Origin of the sequence: Micromonospora humida (genome assembly GCF_016901255.1) — a bacterium.
Lineage (GTDB): Bacteria > Actinomycetota > Actinomycetes > Mycobacteriales > Micromonosporaceae > Micromonospora > Micromonospora wenchangensis.
Genome location: NZ_JAFEUC010000001.1, coordinates 502,146 through 516,910 on the forward strand (window position 1 = coordinate 502,146; position 14,765 = coordinate 516,910).

Annotated in this window: 17 protein-coding genes; 3 read left to right on the top strand and 14 right to left on the bottom strand. The window is 73.5% G+C overall.

Translation table 11 applies throughout. From position 1 onward, the window contains the following. Nucleotides 1-304 precede the first annotated feature (304 nt). The 4 genes from JQX11_RS02085 to JQX11_RS02100 are packed head-to-tail and all read right to left on the bottom strand — an operon-like array spanning nucleotide 305 to nucleotide 3,444. The gene (locus tag JQX11_RS02085; protein ID WP_088647651.1) at nucleotides 305-1,198 is read right to left on the bottom strand and encodes a VOC family protein; all 894 of its coding nucleotides are present in this window, start codon (nucleotides 1,196-1,198) and stop codon (nucleotides 305-307) included. Further along, the gene (locus JQX11_RS02090) at nucleotides 1,195-1,512 is read right to left on the bottom strand and encodes a Dabb family protein (RefSeq protein WP_204923199.1); all 318 of its coding nucleotides are present in this window, start codon (nucleotides 1,510-1,512) and stop codon (nucleotides 1,195-1,197) included. The genes JQX11_RS02085 and JQX11_RS02090 overlap by 4 nt, the downstream gene beginning before the upstream one ends. 22 nt (nucleotides 1,513-1,534) lie before the next feature. After that, complete coding sequence (locus tag JQX11_RS02095) at nucleotides 1,535-2,023, bottom strand: aromatic-ring-hydroxylating dioxygenase subunit beta (RefSeq protein WP_158224284.1); 489 nt, start codon at nucleotides 2,021-2,023, stop codon at nucleotides 1,535-1,537. A gap of 41 nt (nucleotides 2,024-2,064) precedes the next feature. Then, complete coding sequence (locus JQX11_RS02100; protein WP_204923200.1) at nucleotides 2,065-3,444, bottom strand: aromatic ring-hydroxylating oxygenase subunit alpha; 1,380 nt, start codon at nucleotides 3,442-3,444, stop codon at nucleotides 2,065-2,067. Between the two features lie 310 nt (nucleotides 3,445-3,754). Between JQX11_RS02100 and JQX11_RS02105 the strand changes: the two genes are divergently transcribed. Beyond that, nucleotides 3,755-4,864 carry an acetamidase/formamidase family protein gene (locus tag JQX11_RS02105; protein ID WP_204923201.1) on the top strand — a complete coding sequence of 370 codons (1,110 nt, stop codon included), beginning with the start codon at nucleotides 3,755-3,757 and terminating at the stop codon, nucleotides 4,862-4,864. Nucleotides 4,865-5,138: 274 nt separating this feature from the next. On the opposite strand, the gene JQX11_RS02110 is transcribed toward JQX11_RS02105, so the two are convergent. The 7 genes from JQX11_RS02110 to fdxA are packed head-to-tail and all read right to left on the bottom strand — an operon-like array spanning nucleotide 5,139 to nucleotide 10,624. After that, nucleotides 5,139-6,038: a ribokinase gene (locus JQX11_RS02110; protein WP_204923202.1), complete on the bottom strand. Its 900-nt coding sequence runs from the start codon at nucleotides 6,036-6,038 to the stop codon at nucleotides 5,139-5,141. A 6-nt stretch (nucleotides 6,039-6,044) separates the two neighbouring features. After that, complete coding sequence (locus JQX11_RS02115; RefSeq protein WP_088647236.1) at nucleotides 6,045-6,419, bottom strand: cupin domain-containing protein; 375 nt, start codon at nucleotides 6,417-6,419, stop codon at nucleotides 6,045-6,047. A gap of 25 nt (nucleotides 6,420-6,444) precedes the next feature. Next, complete coding sequence (locus JQX11_RS02120) at nucleotides 6,445-7,245, bottom strand: aldolase/citrate lyase family protein (RefSeq protein WP_204923203.1); 801 nt, start codon at nucleotides 7,243-7,245, stop codon at nucleotides 6,445-6,447. A 7-nt stretch (nucleotides 7,246-7,252) separates the two neighbouring features. Further along, complete coding sequence (locus tag JQX11_RS02125; RefSeq protein WP_204923204.1) at nucleotides 7,253-8,419, bottom strand: hypothetical protein; 1,167 nt, start codon at nucleotides 8,417-8,419, stop codon at nucleotides 7,253-7,255. Continuing rightward, a complete protein-coding gene (locus JQX11_RS02130) occupies nucleotides 8,416-9,336 on the bottom strand; it encodes a fumarylacetoacetate hydrolase family protein (RefSeq protein ID WP_204923205.1) in 921 nt (306 codons plus the stop codon). The genes JQX11_RS02125 and JQX11_RS02130 overlap by 4 nt, the downstream gene beginning before the upstream one ends. Next, nucleotides 9,333-10,313 carry an NAD(P)/FAD-dependent oxidoreductase gene (locus JQX11_RS02135; RefSeq protein ID WP_204923206.1) on the bottom strand — a complete coding sequence of 327 codons (981 nt, stop codon included), beginning with the start codon at nucleotides 10,311-10,313 and terminating at the stop codon, nucleotides 9,333-9,335. Before JQX11_RS02135 ends, JQX11_RS02130 begins: the two co-directional genes overlap by 4 nt. Continuing rightward, the gene (gene fdxA / locus JQX11_RS02140; RefSeq protein ID WP_204923207.1) at nucleotides 10,313-10,624 is read right to left on the bottom strand and encodes a ferredoxin; all 312 of its coding nucleotides are present in this window, start codon (nucleotides 10,622-10,624) and stop codon (nucleotides 10,313-10,315) included. The genes JQX11_RS02135 and fdxA overlap by 1 nt, the downstream gene beginning before the upstream one ends. A gap of 211 nt (nucleotides 10,625-10,835) precedes the next feature. On the opposite strand from fdxA, the gene JQX11_RS02145 reads away from it, so the two are divergent. Both JQX11_RS02145 and JQX11_RS02150 read left to right on the top strand, forming a co-directional pair. Next, on the top strand, nucleotides 10,836-12,170 hold the full coding sequence (locus JQX11_RS02145; protein ID WP_204923208.1) for a hypothetical protein: 1,335 nt from the start codon (nucleotides 10,836-10,838) through the stop codon (nucleotides 12,168-12,170). 49 nt (nucleotides 12,171-12,219) lie between these two features. After that, complete coding sequence (locus tag JQX11_RS02150; RefSeq protein ID WP_204923209.1) at nucleotides 12,220-13,029, top strand: IclR family transcriptional regulator; 810 nt, start codon at nucleotides 12,220-12,222, stop codon at nucleotides 13,027-13,029. Between the two features lie 21 nt (nucleotides 13,030-13,050). On the opposite strand, the gene JQX11_RS33285 is transcribed toward JQX11_RS02150, so the two are convergent. The 3 genes from JQX11_RS33285 to JQX11_RS02165 all read right to left on the bottom strand — a co-directional run bounded on the left by JQX11_RS33285 (nucleotide 13,051) and on the right by JQX11_RS02165 (nucleotide 14,761). Then, on the bottom strand, nucleotides 13,051-13,806 hold the full coding sequence (locus JQX11_RS33285) for an IclR family transcriptional regulator (protein WP_158224267.1): 756 nt from the start codon (nucleotides 13,804-13,806) through the stop codon (nucleotides 13,051-13,053). A gap of 101 nt (nucleotides 13,807-13,907) precedes the next feature. Beyond that, entirely contained in the window at nucleotides 13,908-14,360 is a 453-nt protein-coding gene (locus JQX11_RS02160; RefSeq protein WP_307826023.1) for a nuclear transport factor 2 family protein, read from the bottom strand. Further along, nucleotides 14,348-14,761, bottom strand: coding sequence for a VOC family protein (locus JQX11_RS02165; protein WP_240762839.1), 414 nt, complete (start codon nucleotides 14,759-14,761; stop codon nucleotides 14,348-14,350). The genes JQX11_RS02160 and JQX11_RS02165 overlap by 13 nt, the downstream gene beginning before the upstream one ends. Nucleotides 14,762-14,765: the final 4 nt, after the last annotated feature.

Sequence of the window (14,765 nt, forward strand, 5' to 3'; positions counted from 1 at the left end):
GGAACCTGCGGCTCGGTCTCTTCCTGTCCGGCCGGCTGATGACACGTTCTGACATTCACCACTCCCATCACGAGAGGACCCGTCGGCCGGACCATGGGCCGACCGGACGGCAATCCTCGCAACGGGCGGTGGGACGGGAGTGGGATGCTGGACGCGGCTGGACACGCCCGGACACCTGGCACCGGACTCAGCCGGGCCCGGGATGGGAGGCGGGGTGGCCCCCTGACCGGGCCACCCCGCGTTCGCACCCCTCACCGGCGGGCGGGTACGACACCCCGCCGGCCGGTCCTGACGGGGGCGCGGGTCAGAAACGCGCCCAGTCGTCGGCGGCGGGACGCCACACGTCGATGTTGCGCGGGTCGACCGCCATCCGGCGGGCCCGGTGGGTCTCGTGCTCCTCCGGGGTGAACACCCGGTGCCTGTCGCACAGCTCGTAGCGCGGGCCGTGCCGGGTGTCGTGCATGTAGAAGGCGATCGACGTGGACGCCGAGTGGTTGACCAGGTCGGAGGCGATCGGGACCTGCTTGTACTGGGCCCGTGCCCGGCCGCGCATCACGTGGTCGAAGCTCTTCATCATGAAGCACAGGTGCGCGACGTAGAACTCGTTGTTGCGCTGGATCGCCAGGCTGTGGTGGTAGCGGTCCTCGCTGCGCAGGAAGACCGTGACGTCGCCGACGTGGTCGGACTCCAGGAAGCCGAGCACCTTGGTGTAGAACGCCAGCGTCTCGTCGTACTTGTCGGTGGCGAGGAACGGGTGCACCAGGTCCAGCGGGCGCAGCTCGATCAGCGGCGGCTCGGCGTACTCCTGGAACTCGGTGAACAACTCGACGATCAGCCCGTTGGGGTCGCGCACGGCGAAGCCCCGCTGGACCAGGCCCTTGACCCGGTCGGCCAGCTCGAACACCTCGTGCCCGGCAGCGGTGACCCGCTCCCGCAGGTCGTCCAGGACGGCGTCGTTCTCGACGCTGAACCCGACCGCCGTGGTCCACGACTCGGTACGCTGCGGCGCGGCGACCAGCTCGATGCTGTGGTGTTCGAGGTCGGCACGCAGGAACGCGTACTCGTCGTCGTGCTGCTCCAGTTGCAGCCCGACGTGGTACTGAAGGAACTCGATGGAGGCGGCGAGGTCGGGCACCTCGATCCGGGCGTACTCCATGCCGTAGGGCCCACGGCGGCGGGCGGTGGCCTCGGTGGTCATCTGTGACCCCTCTCGATGGGCTGGGCGTCCCCGGCGGTGGGGAGACTGACGATGGCCTGACGCTCGATGACCGGCCGCCAGCGTTCCCGGACGAACCGCTCGTGCGAGTCGCTGTGCAGGTAGTCGAGCAGGTCCTGCTCGGTGGGGAACTCCACGACGAAGCCGTGGCTCATGCTGGTGTCGCGGGTGCTGACGTTGACCCCGCTGCGCCAGTTGCGCATCGCGGGATAGCGGCTCGGGAAGGTCTCCAGCTCGGCCAGGACGGACTCGGCCGCGCCGGGCGGCAGGTCGTCGCGGAACCGGAAGACCAGCATGTGAGTGATCATGGCGGCCGGCTCAGAGGATGAAGCTGAGTCGGGCGCCGGGGTCCATCGACTCCATCACCGGGACGGCCCGGCGCAGCCGGAACCGCAGCCCGTCCGGGTCGACCTTGAGCACGTGTTCGTAGCGGCCCACGTAGGTGTAGGCGCCGTTGTCGCGGTACCGGTGGATGATGAAGTTGGCGCTGATCCAGACGGTCTCCGCGCCGGCCTCCAGCAGCAGCACGTTGGAGACCATCCGGTGGGTCCGCGAGTGCGGGTTCTCGGCGTGCGCCTTGCGGCTCTTGAGCCGCTTGACCCGGGCCTGGATCAGCTCGTAGTCGTCGGCCACGAAGTACCCGGCGGTGGTGGCGTCCCAGCCGGCCCAGTCGGTGGTCGGGACCTCCAGCCGGCCCCCCGGCTCGATGAGGGTGAGCCACTCGTCGAGCCGCCACTCGTCGAGCAGTTGCGCCTCCCGGTAGAGGAACTCCTCCACCTCGGCCCGGGTCACCTCGCGCGATGCCACACTGACCACTCCCCCACGGCTGCCTGTCGTCGTCGACGCGCTCACTTGCCCGCACCCCCCGTGGCGGGTCCGGCGGCGGGTGTACCGGCCGGCGGGTCGCCGGCCACGCTGGTGCCCGCCCCGACCTTCTCGGCCCAGCGCCGCCAGAAGCTGCGCATCGCGCCCTCGTCGATCGAGCGGCCCTGGTTGCCCTGCTTCTCGTTGGCCATGCCCCGCGACATGTCGCTCCAGTCGTGGGCGGGGTCGACCGAGTCGGCGGTCGCGGTGATGCCGCGCTGCACCGCCTCGTACGCCTCGATGTCGTCGGGGGTGGCCAGGCCGCCCGGCCCGACGAAGCTGACCATCGTCTTGATCCGCAGCGCGCGGACCGACTCCGGCTCGCCGACCTCGACGAACTGCCACGCCCGCACGTCGGTGCGGTCGGCGGCGACCGGTTCGATCTGCCGGATGGTCAGCGCCTCCAGGTCGAACAGCAGCAGGTTGGGGAAGACGAACAGGATGCGGCTGGCGTCGGCCACCTCGGCGGCGAGTTCGGGGCCGAGGCGGGCCTCCAGCTCGCGGCGCTTGGCGACGGTGCGGGTCTTCTCCTCGTCGCCGAAGCGGGGTTCCCAGACCATCCCGATCCGGCCGTTGTGCCCGGTGAGCACGAGCAGCCCGTGGCCGCCGCCGAGGTCGTAGGCGTACTGGTCGTCGTCGGTGACGGCGAACCCGGTCTCCCGCAGGTAGCCGACGAAGGTGTTGTGGGTGGGGGCGAAGTGGTAGCCGTCCATCGCGTTCTCGACGGCGAGCTTCCAGTTGCCCTTCACGCTGTAGAGCTGCACGCCCGGCAGGGTGGTCATGCCGTGCTCGCCGATCTTCGCGGTCAGCGACATGTAGTGCGCGGCCGGCCCGAGGTGGGTCAGCAGGTCGGGCACGTCCGCGTCGAAGGCGACGAAGACGAAGCCCTCGTGGATCTGGAGCCGGGGCACCTGGCGCAGGGCCATCGACGCCCGGAAGGCCGGGTCGTCGGGGTACGCGTCGTCGCCGGGCAGCGCGGCCAGTTCGCCGGAGTTGCTGAACGCCCAGGCGTGGTAGAAGCACTGGAAGAACTTCGTGTTGCCCTCGCTGTGCCGGCACAGCACGGTGCCCCGGTGGGTGCAGGCGTTGAAGAACGCCCGCACCTGGCCCCCGGCGTCCCGGCAGAAGATCAGCGGTCGACCGCCGAGGGTGCGGGTCTTGAAGTCACCCGCCTTCGGGATCTCGGTCTCGTGGCCGAGATAGAGCCAGGTGTGATTCCAGATCCGGTCGATCTCGGTCCGGAACACCTCGGGGTCGCGGTACGCCGAGCGGTGCACCCGGAACCGCAGCGCCTCCCAGTCCTCGTCGATCATCGCGCCGTCACCGGTGGCACCGAGCGGACGTACCGGCGTCTGCTGCGCCATCACCTCACCGCCTTCTACGTCATGCGAGACAGCATCTCGCTACACGATGCTGCTACTCGGCCATGGCAACTGTCAAGAGCAGGGCAGACTCCGGCACCGGGTTACTCGCTGTTAATACGAACGCAACACGCAACGGTTGCTTCGCCGGTCACGATCCCCTGCATCCGACGTGGCCCGGCCGATCCGCCCGACCCCGATCGCCGGCCCTCGGACGCGGCCCGCGCATCCCGTCGCCGGCCGCCGGCCACCCGCACCGGGCAGCGCCGTCCCGTCGCACCGCCAGCCGGTGTCACCCCTTCCGGAGGATGTCATGCTCCAGCCGCACGATGGCCCGATCGGTGGAACCCACTACCTGCCGAGCACCCCCGACACCTGCCTGTGGGGCCGGTTGCCCAACCGGCGGCACGAACCCGTGCTCCGGATCGGCTCCGGGGAGACCGTGACCATCGACACGCTCAGCCACGAGGGCATCCTGGAGGACCAGGGCCGCGACCCGGTCGGCTTCCTCAAGCAGTTCGACGTGCCCAGCGACCAGGTGCTCACCGACGCCCGGGACCTGGCCGCCTCCGACGTGGCCCACGACTACGACGCCGACGGCCCGCACGTGGTCACCGGCCCGATCACGGTGGCCGGGGCCGAACCCGGCGACCTGCTCCGGATCGAGGTGCTCGACCTGCTCGTCCGCGCCCCGTACGGCTTCATCAGCAGCCGGCACGGCTACGGCGCGCTGCCCGGGGAGTACCCGCTCACCCCCACCGACACCGGCCCGGACGGCGACGGCCCCCGGGAGTACGGCACCGTCAGCCACTTCACCGAGGTGATCCACCACGGCGGCCGGCTGTTCGGCACCCTGCCGTACGGCGACGGCCGGGCGGCCCGCTTCCCGCTCGCCCCCTTCCTGGGGCTGATGGGCGTCGCCGTGGACACCGACGAGCCGGTCCACTCGGTGCCGCCCGGCGCCTTCGGCGGCAACCTCGACATCAACGAGTTGCAGGTCGGCTCGGCTCTCTACCTGCCGGTACAGCTACCCGGGGCGGGCTTCTACGCCGGTGACCCGCACTACGCCCAGGGCGACGGCGAGGTGGCGCTGACCGCCCTGGAGGCACCGCTGCGGGCCACCCTGCGGCTGTCGGTGATCCCCCGGGCGCAGGCCGCCGGCCTGCTCGGGGCCGTCGACGGGCCGTTCGGCGAGACCGCCACCCACTGGCTGCCGGTCGGCCTGCACAGCGACCTCGACGAGGCGATGCGCCGGGCCGTCCGGGCCGCCGTCGACTTCCTCGTCCGCACCCAGGGCATGCCCCCGCAGACCGCGCTGGCCTACCTGAGCGCCGCCGGCGACTTCGAGGTGAGCCAGGTCGTCGACGGGGTGAAGGGCATCCACTGCCTGATCCGCAAGGCCGACTTCCCGGCCCACTTCTGACCGGCCACCGCCGACCGGCCCTGCCGGCCGGTCCCTGACGCGCCCGGCCCCGGGGCGGCACCGAGCCGCCCCGGGCCGGACAGCTCACGCCACCGGTGCAGCCGCGGTGCCACGCCGCTGCCCCCGACCGGGACAGGCCGGGGGCAGCGCGCAGCCGGCCGGAGCCGGGCCGCGCCGTCGCCGACAGGCAGCATGCGACGGGCGGCAGGTTCGCAAGCCAAGGCGGCAGCCGGACCGGGCGGGGACGCGCCGGCCGGCGTAGCAGGGCGGGGTTTCAGGCGGCGGTGGGCACCTCGACACGCCGGGGTGCGGCCTCCATCGCCCCCGGCCGGGTGACCGTCACCGCTGCCGCCCGGCTCGCCCACCGGGCCGCCTCGTCGATCGCCGCGCCGTCGAGCAGCGCGTCGGCCAGGGCGGCGCAGAAGGTGTCCCCGGCACCTGTCGCGTCGACCGCGTCGACCCGCTCCGCCGGGATCAGCCACTGCCGGTCGGTGGTCACCACCAGCGCGCCGTCACCGCCGAGGGTCACCACCACCGGCCCCCGGGTACCCAGCGACCGGGCCATCGCGGCCAGCCCGTCCACCCCGGCGTCCGTCGGCGGCGCACCGGCCAGGGCGGCCAGCTCACCCCGGTTGGGCACCAGCACGTCGACCCGGGCCAGGGTCGCCGGGTCGACCGGGCGGGCCGGTGCCGGGTTGAGCACCACCAGCCCCTCGGCCAGCCGGACCGCCTCGGCCACCACCGCGGCGTCGACCTCCTGCTGCAGCAGCACCGCCCGCGCCGACCCGAGCAGGTCACGCAGCGGGCCGAGATGCTCGGCGGCGAGCCACATGTTCGCCCCCGAGCTGACCGCGATGGTGCTGTCGCCGTCGGCGGTGACCAGCACGATCGCCTGCCCGGTGGGCCGGGGGGCGCGCAGCACCGCCTCGGTGGCCACCCCCTCGGCGGCGATCAGCCCGAGCAGCCAGTCGCCGTCGGCGTCGATGCCGACCGCGCCGACCATCGCCACCCGGCGACCCAGCCGGGCGGCGGCGACGGCCTGGTTGGCGCCCTTGCCGCCGCCGGCCCGCCGGTGGTCGGCCGCGCCGAGCACGGTCTGCCCGGGGGCGGGCAGCTCGTGCAGCGGCACCACCACGTCCACGTTGAGGCTGCCCACCACCACGATGTCGGTCATCGCCGGTCAGCCCTGCCCGGGACGCCAGGCGTGCGGCAGGAAGTCCGCCCGGGGCGGGGCGAAGACGTCCACGTTGATGCACGGGCCCTCGGTCGGTTCGATGTAGTGCTCCGCGCCGCGCGGCACCAGCAGCATCGAGCCCGGCCCCATCGGGTGCGGCACGCCGTCGACGTAGTAGTTGCACCGGCCGCCGAGGATCAGCACCAACTGGTCGAAGTCGTCGTGGTGGTGCGGGTTGAGGTCCATCCCGACGGCCAGTTCGTGCCAGGCGAAGAGAACCTCGTCGGTGGCGTACACCTTCCGGCGTACCCCGGGCCGGACGTCGGTGGCCGGGATGTCGTCCCAGTTGACCGAGGTGCGGTAGAGCTGCGGGTTGAGCATGTGAACGCGTCCCTTCTCGGGCGGGTCAGAGGGGTGCGGCGAGCCGACGCAGGCCGGTGCCGAGCAGGTGCAGGTCGGAGCCGACGACGAGGTAGCGCGCGTCGGTCAGGCCGCAGCGGTCCAGCGCCGCGGCGGACCGCTCGGGCACCCAGCCGCCGAGGTGGGTCCCGGTCGTGCGGGCCGCGGCGGCGATGTCCCCGGTACGCCGCAACAACGGCCCCGGGTCGTCGGTGGTCGAAAGGCCCAGGCTCACCGCCAGGTCGGTGGTCCCGACGAAGCCCACGTCCACCCCGGCCAGCAGGGCGGGCAGCGGGTCGTCGGTGGTCGCCGTCTCGATCTGGGCCACCAGTACGGGCGGGTGCTCGGCCTCCGCCGCGAGGTACCGGTCCAGGCCGTCCTCGCCGTATCCGGCCGACGGGTGCGCCAGGCTGATGCTGCGCCGCCCGTACGGGGCGTACCGGCTGGCCGAGCGCAACGCCTCGACGTCGGCCCGGCGGCGCACGGTCGACAGCTGGATCCCGACGGCCCCGGCCTCCAGCAGCCGGTTGACCTGGCCGGGGTCGACGGCCGGCACCCGGACCAGCGCCGGCAGGCCGGCCAGGGCGGCGAGCCGGAGCTGGTCGGTGGCGGTCCGCTCGTCCAGGCCGGAGTGCTCCAGGTCGATCACGACGAAGTCGAGTCCGGAGCGGGCGGCCAGGGCGATCACGTCGGCCCCGGGCAGCTTGACGAAGGTACCGGCGAGCTGCCCACCGGCGCGCAGCGCCGCCCGCAGCCGGGCGCGGTGGCCGTGCACCCCGGCCGGCGGGGCCGGCTCGACGGCGGACATCAGGGCCTCACGCCCCGGTGGCGGGCAGCCCGCGCCACGGCACGGTCGGCACCTGCTCGCCGCCGAGCAGCACCACGGCCGGGTCCAGCCGGGGTGCGGTGATCGTGTTACCGGCGGCGTCGGGCAGCACCGCCTCCTCGGCCTCGGCCAGCACGGTGACGTGCGCCGGGCCGCCCTCGACCAGGGTGCCGTAGCCCTCGGCGTCCAGGCCGGTCAGCCGCGCCGGCGCGGTCGTCACCCGGGGCACCAACTGCTCCAGGGTCATCCCCATCGCGCGCAGCTTGGCCATGCTGGTGACCAGGTCGAACACCGGGCCGCGCCAGTTGCGGGCGCTGGTGTCGGAGGTGACCACGTCGGGCAGGAAGCCCTGCTCGATCGCCGGACGGGCGACGGCGAAGCTGAGGTTGCTCTTGCCGTGGGCGGATTCGAACAGCACCCCGCGCTCGCGGGCGGCGTGGACCTCGGGCAGCACGGTGCCGTCGTTGAGGATGCCGTACGGCTTGCCGGTGTAGCAGTGCGCCACCACGTCGCCGGGGCGCAGCAGGGGCAGGATCACCGGCAGCGGCTCCGGCGTCTCCCCGATGTGGATCATCAGCGGCAGACCGGCCTCGCCGGCGAGCGCCAGGGAACGCTTGAGCAGCGGACGCCAGTCCAACCCGACGACGTCCTCGGAGAGCCGGATCTTGAAACCGCGGACCCGGTGCGGGTTGGCCTCGGCCACCGCCAGGGCGTCCTCGGGGACCAGCGTGCCCGGGTTGATCAGCTCACCGAACCGGAAGTCGATCAGGCCGAGGACCGAGACGTTGAGGAAGTTCACCAGCCGCATCCGGGCCGGCGCGGCGACGTACTTCTCGAACGCGGCGAAGGTGGACGCGCCGACGGTGCCGGCGTCGCAGGCGGCGACGACGCCCCGGTGCAGGTGCGCCTCGTCCGGCGGCGCGCCGACCTTGGAGACCTCGGCGAAGATGTGGGTGTGCGCCTCGACCAGGCCGGGCAGCACGTACTGCCCGGTGCAGTCGATCACCCGGTCGGCGGCGGCGGCGAGGCCGGGCGCGATCCGGGCCACCCGGTCGCCGGTCACCGCGACGTCGGCGACCTGGCTGGCTCCGGTCTGACCGTCGAACACCTGGCCACCGGCCAGCACCAGGTCGTACCGCTCGGAATTCTCACTCATGACATCGGGCTCTCTGTGCGAAGCGAGTGGGTCGACGCGTCGACGGCGGCCGGCGCGGGGTGGTCCGGGCTCTCGGCACGGAACCGGGTACGCAGGGGCAGCACCCCGGCGACGGTGACCTCGACCTGGTCGCCGGGGCTCAGGAAGCAACCCCGGTCCTGGCCGGTGCCGGTCGGGGTGCCGGTGAGCACCACGTCGCCCGGCTCCAGCACCACGTACCGGGTGATCCAGGCGAGCAGGTCGGGCACCGGGAAGATCAGGTCGGCGGTGCTGGCCTGCTGGCGCAGCTCGCCGTTGACGGTGGTGCGGACGCCGATGGCGTCGCGGTCGGCGACCGCGCCCAGGCCGAGCACGGAGGCACCCAGGGCGCCGAACCCGGGGAAGCTCTTGGCCAGGGTGGGGTTGCCCGTGGCGGCCATCACGTCCCGGGCGGTCAGGTCGTTGGCGGCGGTGATCGCGGCCAGGTGCGCCCAGACCTGCTCGGCCGGGGTGTGGTGCATCCGCGCGCCGACGACCAGGGCGACCTCGCCCTCGTAGTCGGGCTGGCTGCTGACCGAGCCGGGCAGCGGCACGGTGTCCTCCGGGCCGGAGCCGGCGCTGGGCGACTTCAGGTAGAGCACCGGTTGGGTGGGCAGGGCCCGGCCGGTGGTCCGGGCCTTGCAGTGGTAGTTCAGCCCGACGCCCCACACCGCGCGGGTGCTCGCCATCGGTGGGCGCAGGTCACCGACGAGCGTCTCCAGCGGCAGCCGGCGGCGGACCCGGGCCTCGGTGGCGGGGGCGAGCCCCCGGCCGGCGCGCAGCAGGGCGGCCACGTCCGGGGCGGGCAGGTCGAGCAGTTCGACGTCGTCGCCGGTGATCCGGCCCAGCCCGTACCGGGTGACGACGAGGTGCGCGTCGGTGGGCGCGGGGGCGGTCATGCGGCGTCCGAGGAGTGGCCGGGGACGGTGCCGAGCGCCGGGTTGACCAGCGGGGCCAGGTTGTTGACGGCGGCGGCGGCCTCACCGAAGCCGACCGAGATCAGCCGTACCTTGCCGTCGTAGTCGGTGATGTCGCCGGCGGCGAAGACCCGGGGCAGGTTGGTGCGCATCGACCGGTCCACGGCGACGTAGCGGCGGCGCATCTCCAAACCCCAGCGTTCCATCGCGCTCAGGTCGGCGATGAAACCGAGCGCGGCGACCACCGCCTGGGCGGGCAGCGTCTCCCGGCCCTCGCCGCGCACCTCGGCCAGGTGTACGGCCTCGACGTGCTGTTCCCCGTCGATCCCGCTGACCTCGTACGGGGTGAGCACCCGCACGGTCGACTCGTGCAGCTGGGTGACGCTGCGTTCGTGGGCGCGGAACTGCGGTCGGCGGTGCACCAGGGTGACGCTGCTGGCGTACGGCTCCAGGGCCAGCGCCCAGTCGACGGCGGAGTCGCCGCCGCCGACCACGACGACCTCCTGCCCGGCGAGTTCCTCCAGCCGGGGGACGAAGTAGCGCAGGCCCCGGCCGAGGTGGCCGCTGCCGACGGGCAGTTCGCGGGGGGTGAAGGTGCCGATGCCGGCGGTCAGCAGCACGGCCGCCGCCCGGACCTGGGTGCCGGTGTCGGTGCCGATCAGCACGTGGTCCTCGGCGCAGGTCAGTTCGGTCGCGCTCTGCCCGAGCAGGAACGTCGGCTTGGCGGTGGCGGCCTGGGTGAGCAGGGCGTCGACGAGTTCCTGGCCCCGCACGGCGGGCAGCCCGGCGATGTCGTAGATCGCCTTCTCGGGGTAGAGGGCGGCGATCTGCCCACCGGCCTCGGGCAGCGAGTCGATCACCGCCACGCTCATCCCGCGGAAGCCGGCGTAGTAGGTGGCGTAGAGGCCGGCCGGGCCGGCGCCGATGATCGCGAGGTCGACCTCGTGCCGCTCGGCCATCAGCCGGCGCTTTCCGCGACGGCCGGGTGGTCGTGGCCGACCCGGCCGATCTTGCGGGCGCCGCCCGGGGTGCCGATCTCGGTGAAGAACTCGGCGTTGATCGGGCCGAACCGGGCGCGGTCGGCGGGCAGGTCGTCGAGGTGGAAGATCGAGGTGACCGGGCAGACCGGCTCGCAGCGCCCGCAGTCGACGCACTCGTCGGGGTTGATGTACATCATCCGGTCGCCCTCGTAGATGCAGTCCACCGGGCATTCCTCGACGCAGGACCGATCCTGTACGTCCACACATTCGTCGGTGACCACGTAGGTCATCGGTCCTCCTGCGGTTTGGTCGGCCGGCCGCATCCGCGCCGCAGCGGCAGGTCCGGGCGCGCAGCCGATCCGGGGTGCGGGACCCGTTCCGCGACGTCGCCGGATGCGGGGCGATGTCGTTTGGTGTCAGGCCACGCTAGAGACCCGGCCCAGAGTATGTCAACATACGAGACGTCATCTTGAATGAAGTCACGCTGGCGAGAGGGAGCGGATGGACGACGAGGTACCGGCGCCCCTGTGCCACGCCGCCGCGCGGGCGGTCGACGAGGCCACCCTGGTCGACGCCCTGGCCGCGCTCACCGCCCAGCCCAGCCCGTACGGCCGGGAGCGGGCCACCGCGCACCGGGTCGCCGACTGGGCCACCGGCCGCTGGCCGGAGCTGCCCTGGCGGGTCGACCCGCTGGAGCGCACGGCGACCACGCCGGACAGCGCCAACCTGGTCGGCGGCTCCGACCTGGGCGACCGTCCCGAACTGCTGATCTACTCGCACCTGGACACCTCGCTGACCGGCGGGACCGACTTCGACGCCCCGATCACCGGCCGGCACTCCCCCGCCCCCGCGCTGGAGCTGTCCGGCCCGGCCCGCGAGGTGGTCAGCGGGTTCGGCCTGTCGGTGGCGCGGGCGGCGGCAGCCGCCGCCCTGGTCGGCTACGCCGCCGCCGCCGAGACCCTGCGGGCCGCCGGCCGGCCGCACCGGCTGACCCTGCTGCTCGCCGCCACCGGCACCCACCGCGACGACCCCACCGCCGGGCCGGAGGACGGCGTCGCGCCGGCCCCCACCACCGGCGGGGTCCTGCACCACCTGCGCGGGCGGCCACGGCCGGCCGCCGCGATCGTGGCCAAGACCAGCCCGCCGGGCATCCTCACCGCCGAACCAGGAGCGATGTTCCTGCGGGTACGGCTGTCCAGCGGCTTCCACCCGGCGCTGTTCCGGGACACCGCCACACCCCCCGGCGGACTGCTCGCCCACCTCGGCGTGGTCGTCGAGGCGCTGGAGGAGTTCCGCCGGGCACACCTGGCCCGGCGGGCCGACCCGGACGCCCTGGTCGGGGCGGAACTGGGCCTCGGGGCGGTCCGCGCCGGCCAGCCGGGCAAGCCCGACCTGCTGCCCGGGGTGGTCGACCTCCACCTCTACCTGACCACGGTGCCCGGCGACGATCCGACGCAGATCACCGACGCGCTGCGGGCCACCCTGACCCGGCGGCTGCGCGACACCCCGCTGGCCGACTGCGGGCTGGCGGTGGCCGGCCATCCGGCGCACCCGGCCGCGGCCACCCCACCCACCGCGCCGATCTGCCGGCACGCCGACGCCGCCTGGCTCGCCGCGTACGGCCGGCCGCCGGCACCGCTGCGCGGGTGGACCGGGTCGACCGACGGGGTGGTGCTGCGCGCCCGGGGGGTGCCCACCGTACGGCTGGGCCCGCCGGCGTTACCGCCCGATGCGGCCGACCCGCGACGGGACCGGTACGCCCTGTCGGAACTGCTGCGTTTCGCCCGGTTGTACGCGGACATCGCGCTGCGCCACCAGCAGGCATCGACAGGCTGACGTGTCATATGCCATGATACTGTCTCACTCTGCGCACAAAGGAATCCAGATGGCGGACGATGCCCCTTCGCCGGTCAAGAGCGCTGACCCCAGCTCACCGGCGATCCAGACCGTGCAGCGCGCGGCGGTCATCCTCAACGCGTTCACGGCGGCACGTCCGCGCCTGAGCCTCAACGAACTCACCGCCAGCCTCGGCACCAGCAAGGCCACCGCGCACCGCTACACCAAGGCGCTGCGGGAGAGCAACCTGCTGCGCTACGACGAGCGGGAGGGACTCTACTCCCTCGGCCCGCAGATCCTGACCCTCTCCGCCGCCGCCCGCGCGGCGATGCCGGTGATCAGCATCGCCGGCCCGCGCATGCAGCAGCTCGTCCGCGAGATCGACGAGACGGTGGTGCTCAGCGTCTGGGACGGCGACACCGCCGTGGTGGTCCGCGCCGACGACAACACCGACCGGGTGATCCGGGTCAGTGTGCGGACCGGCTCCCGGTTGTCGCGCACCGAATCCGCCCAGGGCCGGGTGTTCTGCGCGTTCCTCCCCGAGGCCGACGTCCCGGGGCTGGCCGACGAGATCGCCGCCTCCGCCGAGCTGCGCCGGGAGGTCGAGAAGATCCGGCGGACCGGCATCTCGGCCAACACGCCCTCGGCCAACGGGGTCCGCAGCATCGCCGCGCCGATCTTCCGGGGCAGCACCCTGATCGCCGCGATGGCCATCGTCGGCACCACCACCTCGGTTCCCGAGGGCACCGACAGCCCGCTCGCCATCGCCCTGCAACGCGTCGCCGCCCTGGTCACCGCCGAGCTGGGCAGCGGCGGCAACGGCCACCACCCGCACCTCAACGGCAACGGTCACCGCTGACGTCGGCGGGCCGCCGGGGCGTCAGCCCGCGCCGAGCGCCTCGGACAACTCCCTGGCCACCAACCGCAGGCTGTCCGCCGCGGCGGCCTCCACCGCGCCGGACAGCGCCGTGCTGGTGCCCAGCACCGCCAGGGCGGCCACCACCTGGGTCCGCTCGAACACCGGCGCGGCCAGCACGCGTACCCCGAAATCCTCCGGGGAGTTGACCGCGAAACCGTCCCGGCGGACCTGCTCGACGACGGCCCGCAGGCCCGCCGACAGCCGCAACTGGCGGGCCACGGCGGGCGCCTCGGCGGCCGACAGGTAGGCGCAGAAGACCCGGCCCTGCGCCGAGCGGAGCAGATCCAACGGCGAACCGGTGCGCACGCTGAGCCGCACGTCACCGCTGGTGTTGTCCATGCAGCGGACCACCGTCGGCGCCTCACCGTTCCAGACACTGAGCACCGAGGTCTGGTTGGTCAGCCGGGTGAGCCGGTCCAGGTGCGGCTCGGCGGCGGTGACGATGGGCAGCGCCGCGCGGGCGGCGGCCTCCATCGCCAGCACCTGCGGGCCCAGCGTGTAGGTGGCGGTGGCCGTGTCGAAGCGCAGCAGGTTGGCCGCCCGCAGCGCGCGGGCGTACCGGTGCGCGGTGGCCCGGCTGATGGCCAGGTCGGCGGTCAGCTCGGCCAGGGTGAGCCGGGGCCGCTCCACCGAGAACGCCTGGAGGATGGTGGCGGCCCGCTGCACGGTCTGGATCGCCGGCGCGTCACCTGCCGACTCGTCGACTCCGCCCGTCACCGCGCCACCTCGCACTCGCCGTCCGCCGAAAGACGAACTCTACCGAGCACGGGCCGGATCCGGCGACACGGACACCACCGCACGCCGGGGCCGGAAGCCGGCTACGCCGGGCCGCCCGCCCCCGAACCGGGGGCGGGCGGCGGATCGGGGGCCCCCGCGAGCTGGCGGTGCACCTCGCCGCTGTCCCAGTAGTCGACCCGGTGGGCGATCAGGCCGTCGGCGTCGACCCGGAACCGGAACACGCCACGGATGCGCACCGGTGCGCGGCCGGCCGAGGCCAGCCGGAACGACATCCGGTACGCCACCGCCGCCCGGTCGGCGTCGGCGAGCAGCTCCTCCACCTCGTAGCGCAGGTCGACGAACTCGGCCAGGAAGCCGTCGAGCCGGGCCCGGTAGCGGGCCCGGCCGATCACCGTCCGGCCGAGGGCCGCGGTGTGCTCGTTGACGAAGTCGACGCTCACGCAGCCGGCCACGGCATCGGCGTCGTGGGCGTTCAGCGCCGCCAGGTACCGCTGCACGGCGGCGCGGGTGGACGCTGCGGTCAGCTCCCCCACCGACGCCGCACGGTGTCGAAGACCTGCTGGTCGTGGGAGATCTCGATGACGTTGCCGTCGGGATCCTTCAGCGCGCAGATGTAGCCGACCGGCGGCGGCATCTGACGCGGCTCCCAGTGCAGGCAACCCAGCTCGCGGGCCCGCCCGGCGATCTCGTCGACGTCCGAACGCTGCGGCACCTCGATGCCGATGTGCGCGAACGGGTGCAGCAGGCCGAGCTGGCCGCCCTTGTCCTTGTTGAAGGAGACGAGCACCAGCACGAACGGGGTCTCGACCTGCTTGTCGTTGGAGAGCCAGACGCTCTCGCCGTCGGCGTCGGCGAACCGCTCCACGACCACCAGCGGGGTGAGCGTGGTGTAGAACGAGATCGCCTTGTCGAGGTCGCCGGTAGGCAACGCCACATGC

Excerpts from the sequence above, each read along its gene's own strand:
- JQX11_RS02085 (WP_088647651.1), bottom strand. The coding sequence starts at position 1,198 with ATGACCACCGAGGCCACCGCCCGCCGCCGTGGGCCCTACGGCATGGAG.
- JQX11_RS02090 (WP_204923199.1), bottom strand. The coding sequence starts at position 1,512 with ATGCTGGTCTTCCGGTTCCGCGACGACCTGCCGCCCGGCGCGGCCGAG.
- JQX11_RS02100 (WP_204923200.1), bottom strand. The coding sequence starts at position 3,444 with ATGGCGCAGCAGACGCCGGTACGTCCGCTCGGTGCCACCGGTGACGGC.
- JQX11_RS02105 (WP_204923201.1), top strand. The coding sequence starts at position 3,755 with ATGCTCCAGCCGCACGATGGCCCGATCGGTGGAACCCACTACCTGCCG.
- JQX11_RS02110 (WP_204923202.1), bottom strand. The coding sequence starts at position 6,038 with ATGACCGACATCGTGGTGGTGGGCAGCCTCAACGTGGACGTGGTGGTG.
- JQX11_RS02115 (WP_088647236.1), bottom strand. The coding sequence starts at position 6,419 with ATGCTCAACCCGCAGCTCTACCGCACCTCGGTCAACTGGGACGACATC.
- JQX11_RS02120 (WP_204923203.1), bottom strand. The coding sequence starts at position 7,245 with ATGTCCGCCGTCGAGCCGGCCCCGCCGGCCGGGGTGCACGGCCACCGC.
- JQX11_RS02125 (WP_204923204.1), bottom strand. The coding sequence starts at position 8,419 with ATGAGTGAGAATTCCGAGCGGTACGACCTGGTGCTGGCCGGTGGCCAG.
- JQX11_RS02130 (WP_204923205.1), bottom strand. The coding sequence starts at position 9,336 with ATGACCGCCCCCGCGCCCACCGACGCGCACCTCGTCGTCACCCGGTAC.
- JQX11_RS02135 (WP_204923206.1), bottom strand. The coding sequence starts at position 10,313 with ATGGCCGAGCGGCACGAGGTCGACCTCGCGATCATCGGCGCCGGCCCG.
- fdxA (WP_204923207.1), bottom strand. The coding sequence starts at position 10,624 with ATGACCTACGTGGTCACCGACGAATGTGTGGACGTACAGGATCGGTCC.
- JQX11_RS02145 (WP_204923208.1), top strand. The coding sequence starts at position 10,836 with ATGGACGACGAGGTACCGGCGCCCCTGTGCCACGCCGCCGCGCGGGCG.
- JQX11_RS02150 (WP_204923209.1), top strand. The coding sequence starts at position 12,220 with ATGGCGGACGATGCCCCTTCGCCGGTCAAGAGCGCTGACCCCAGCTCA.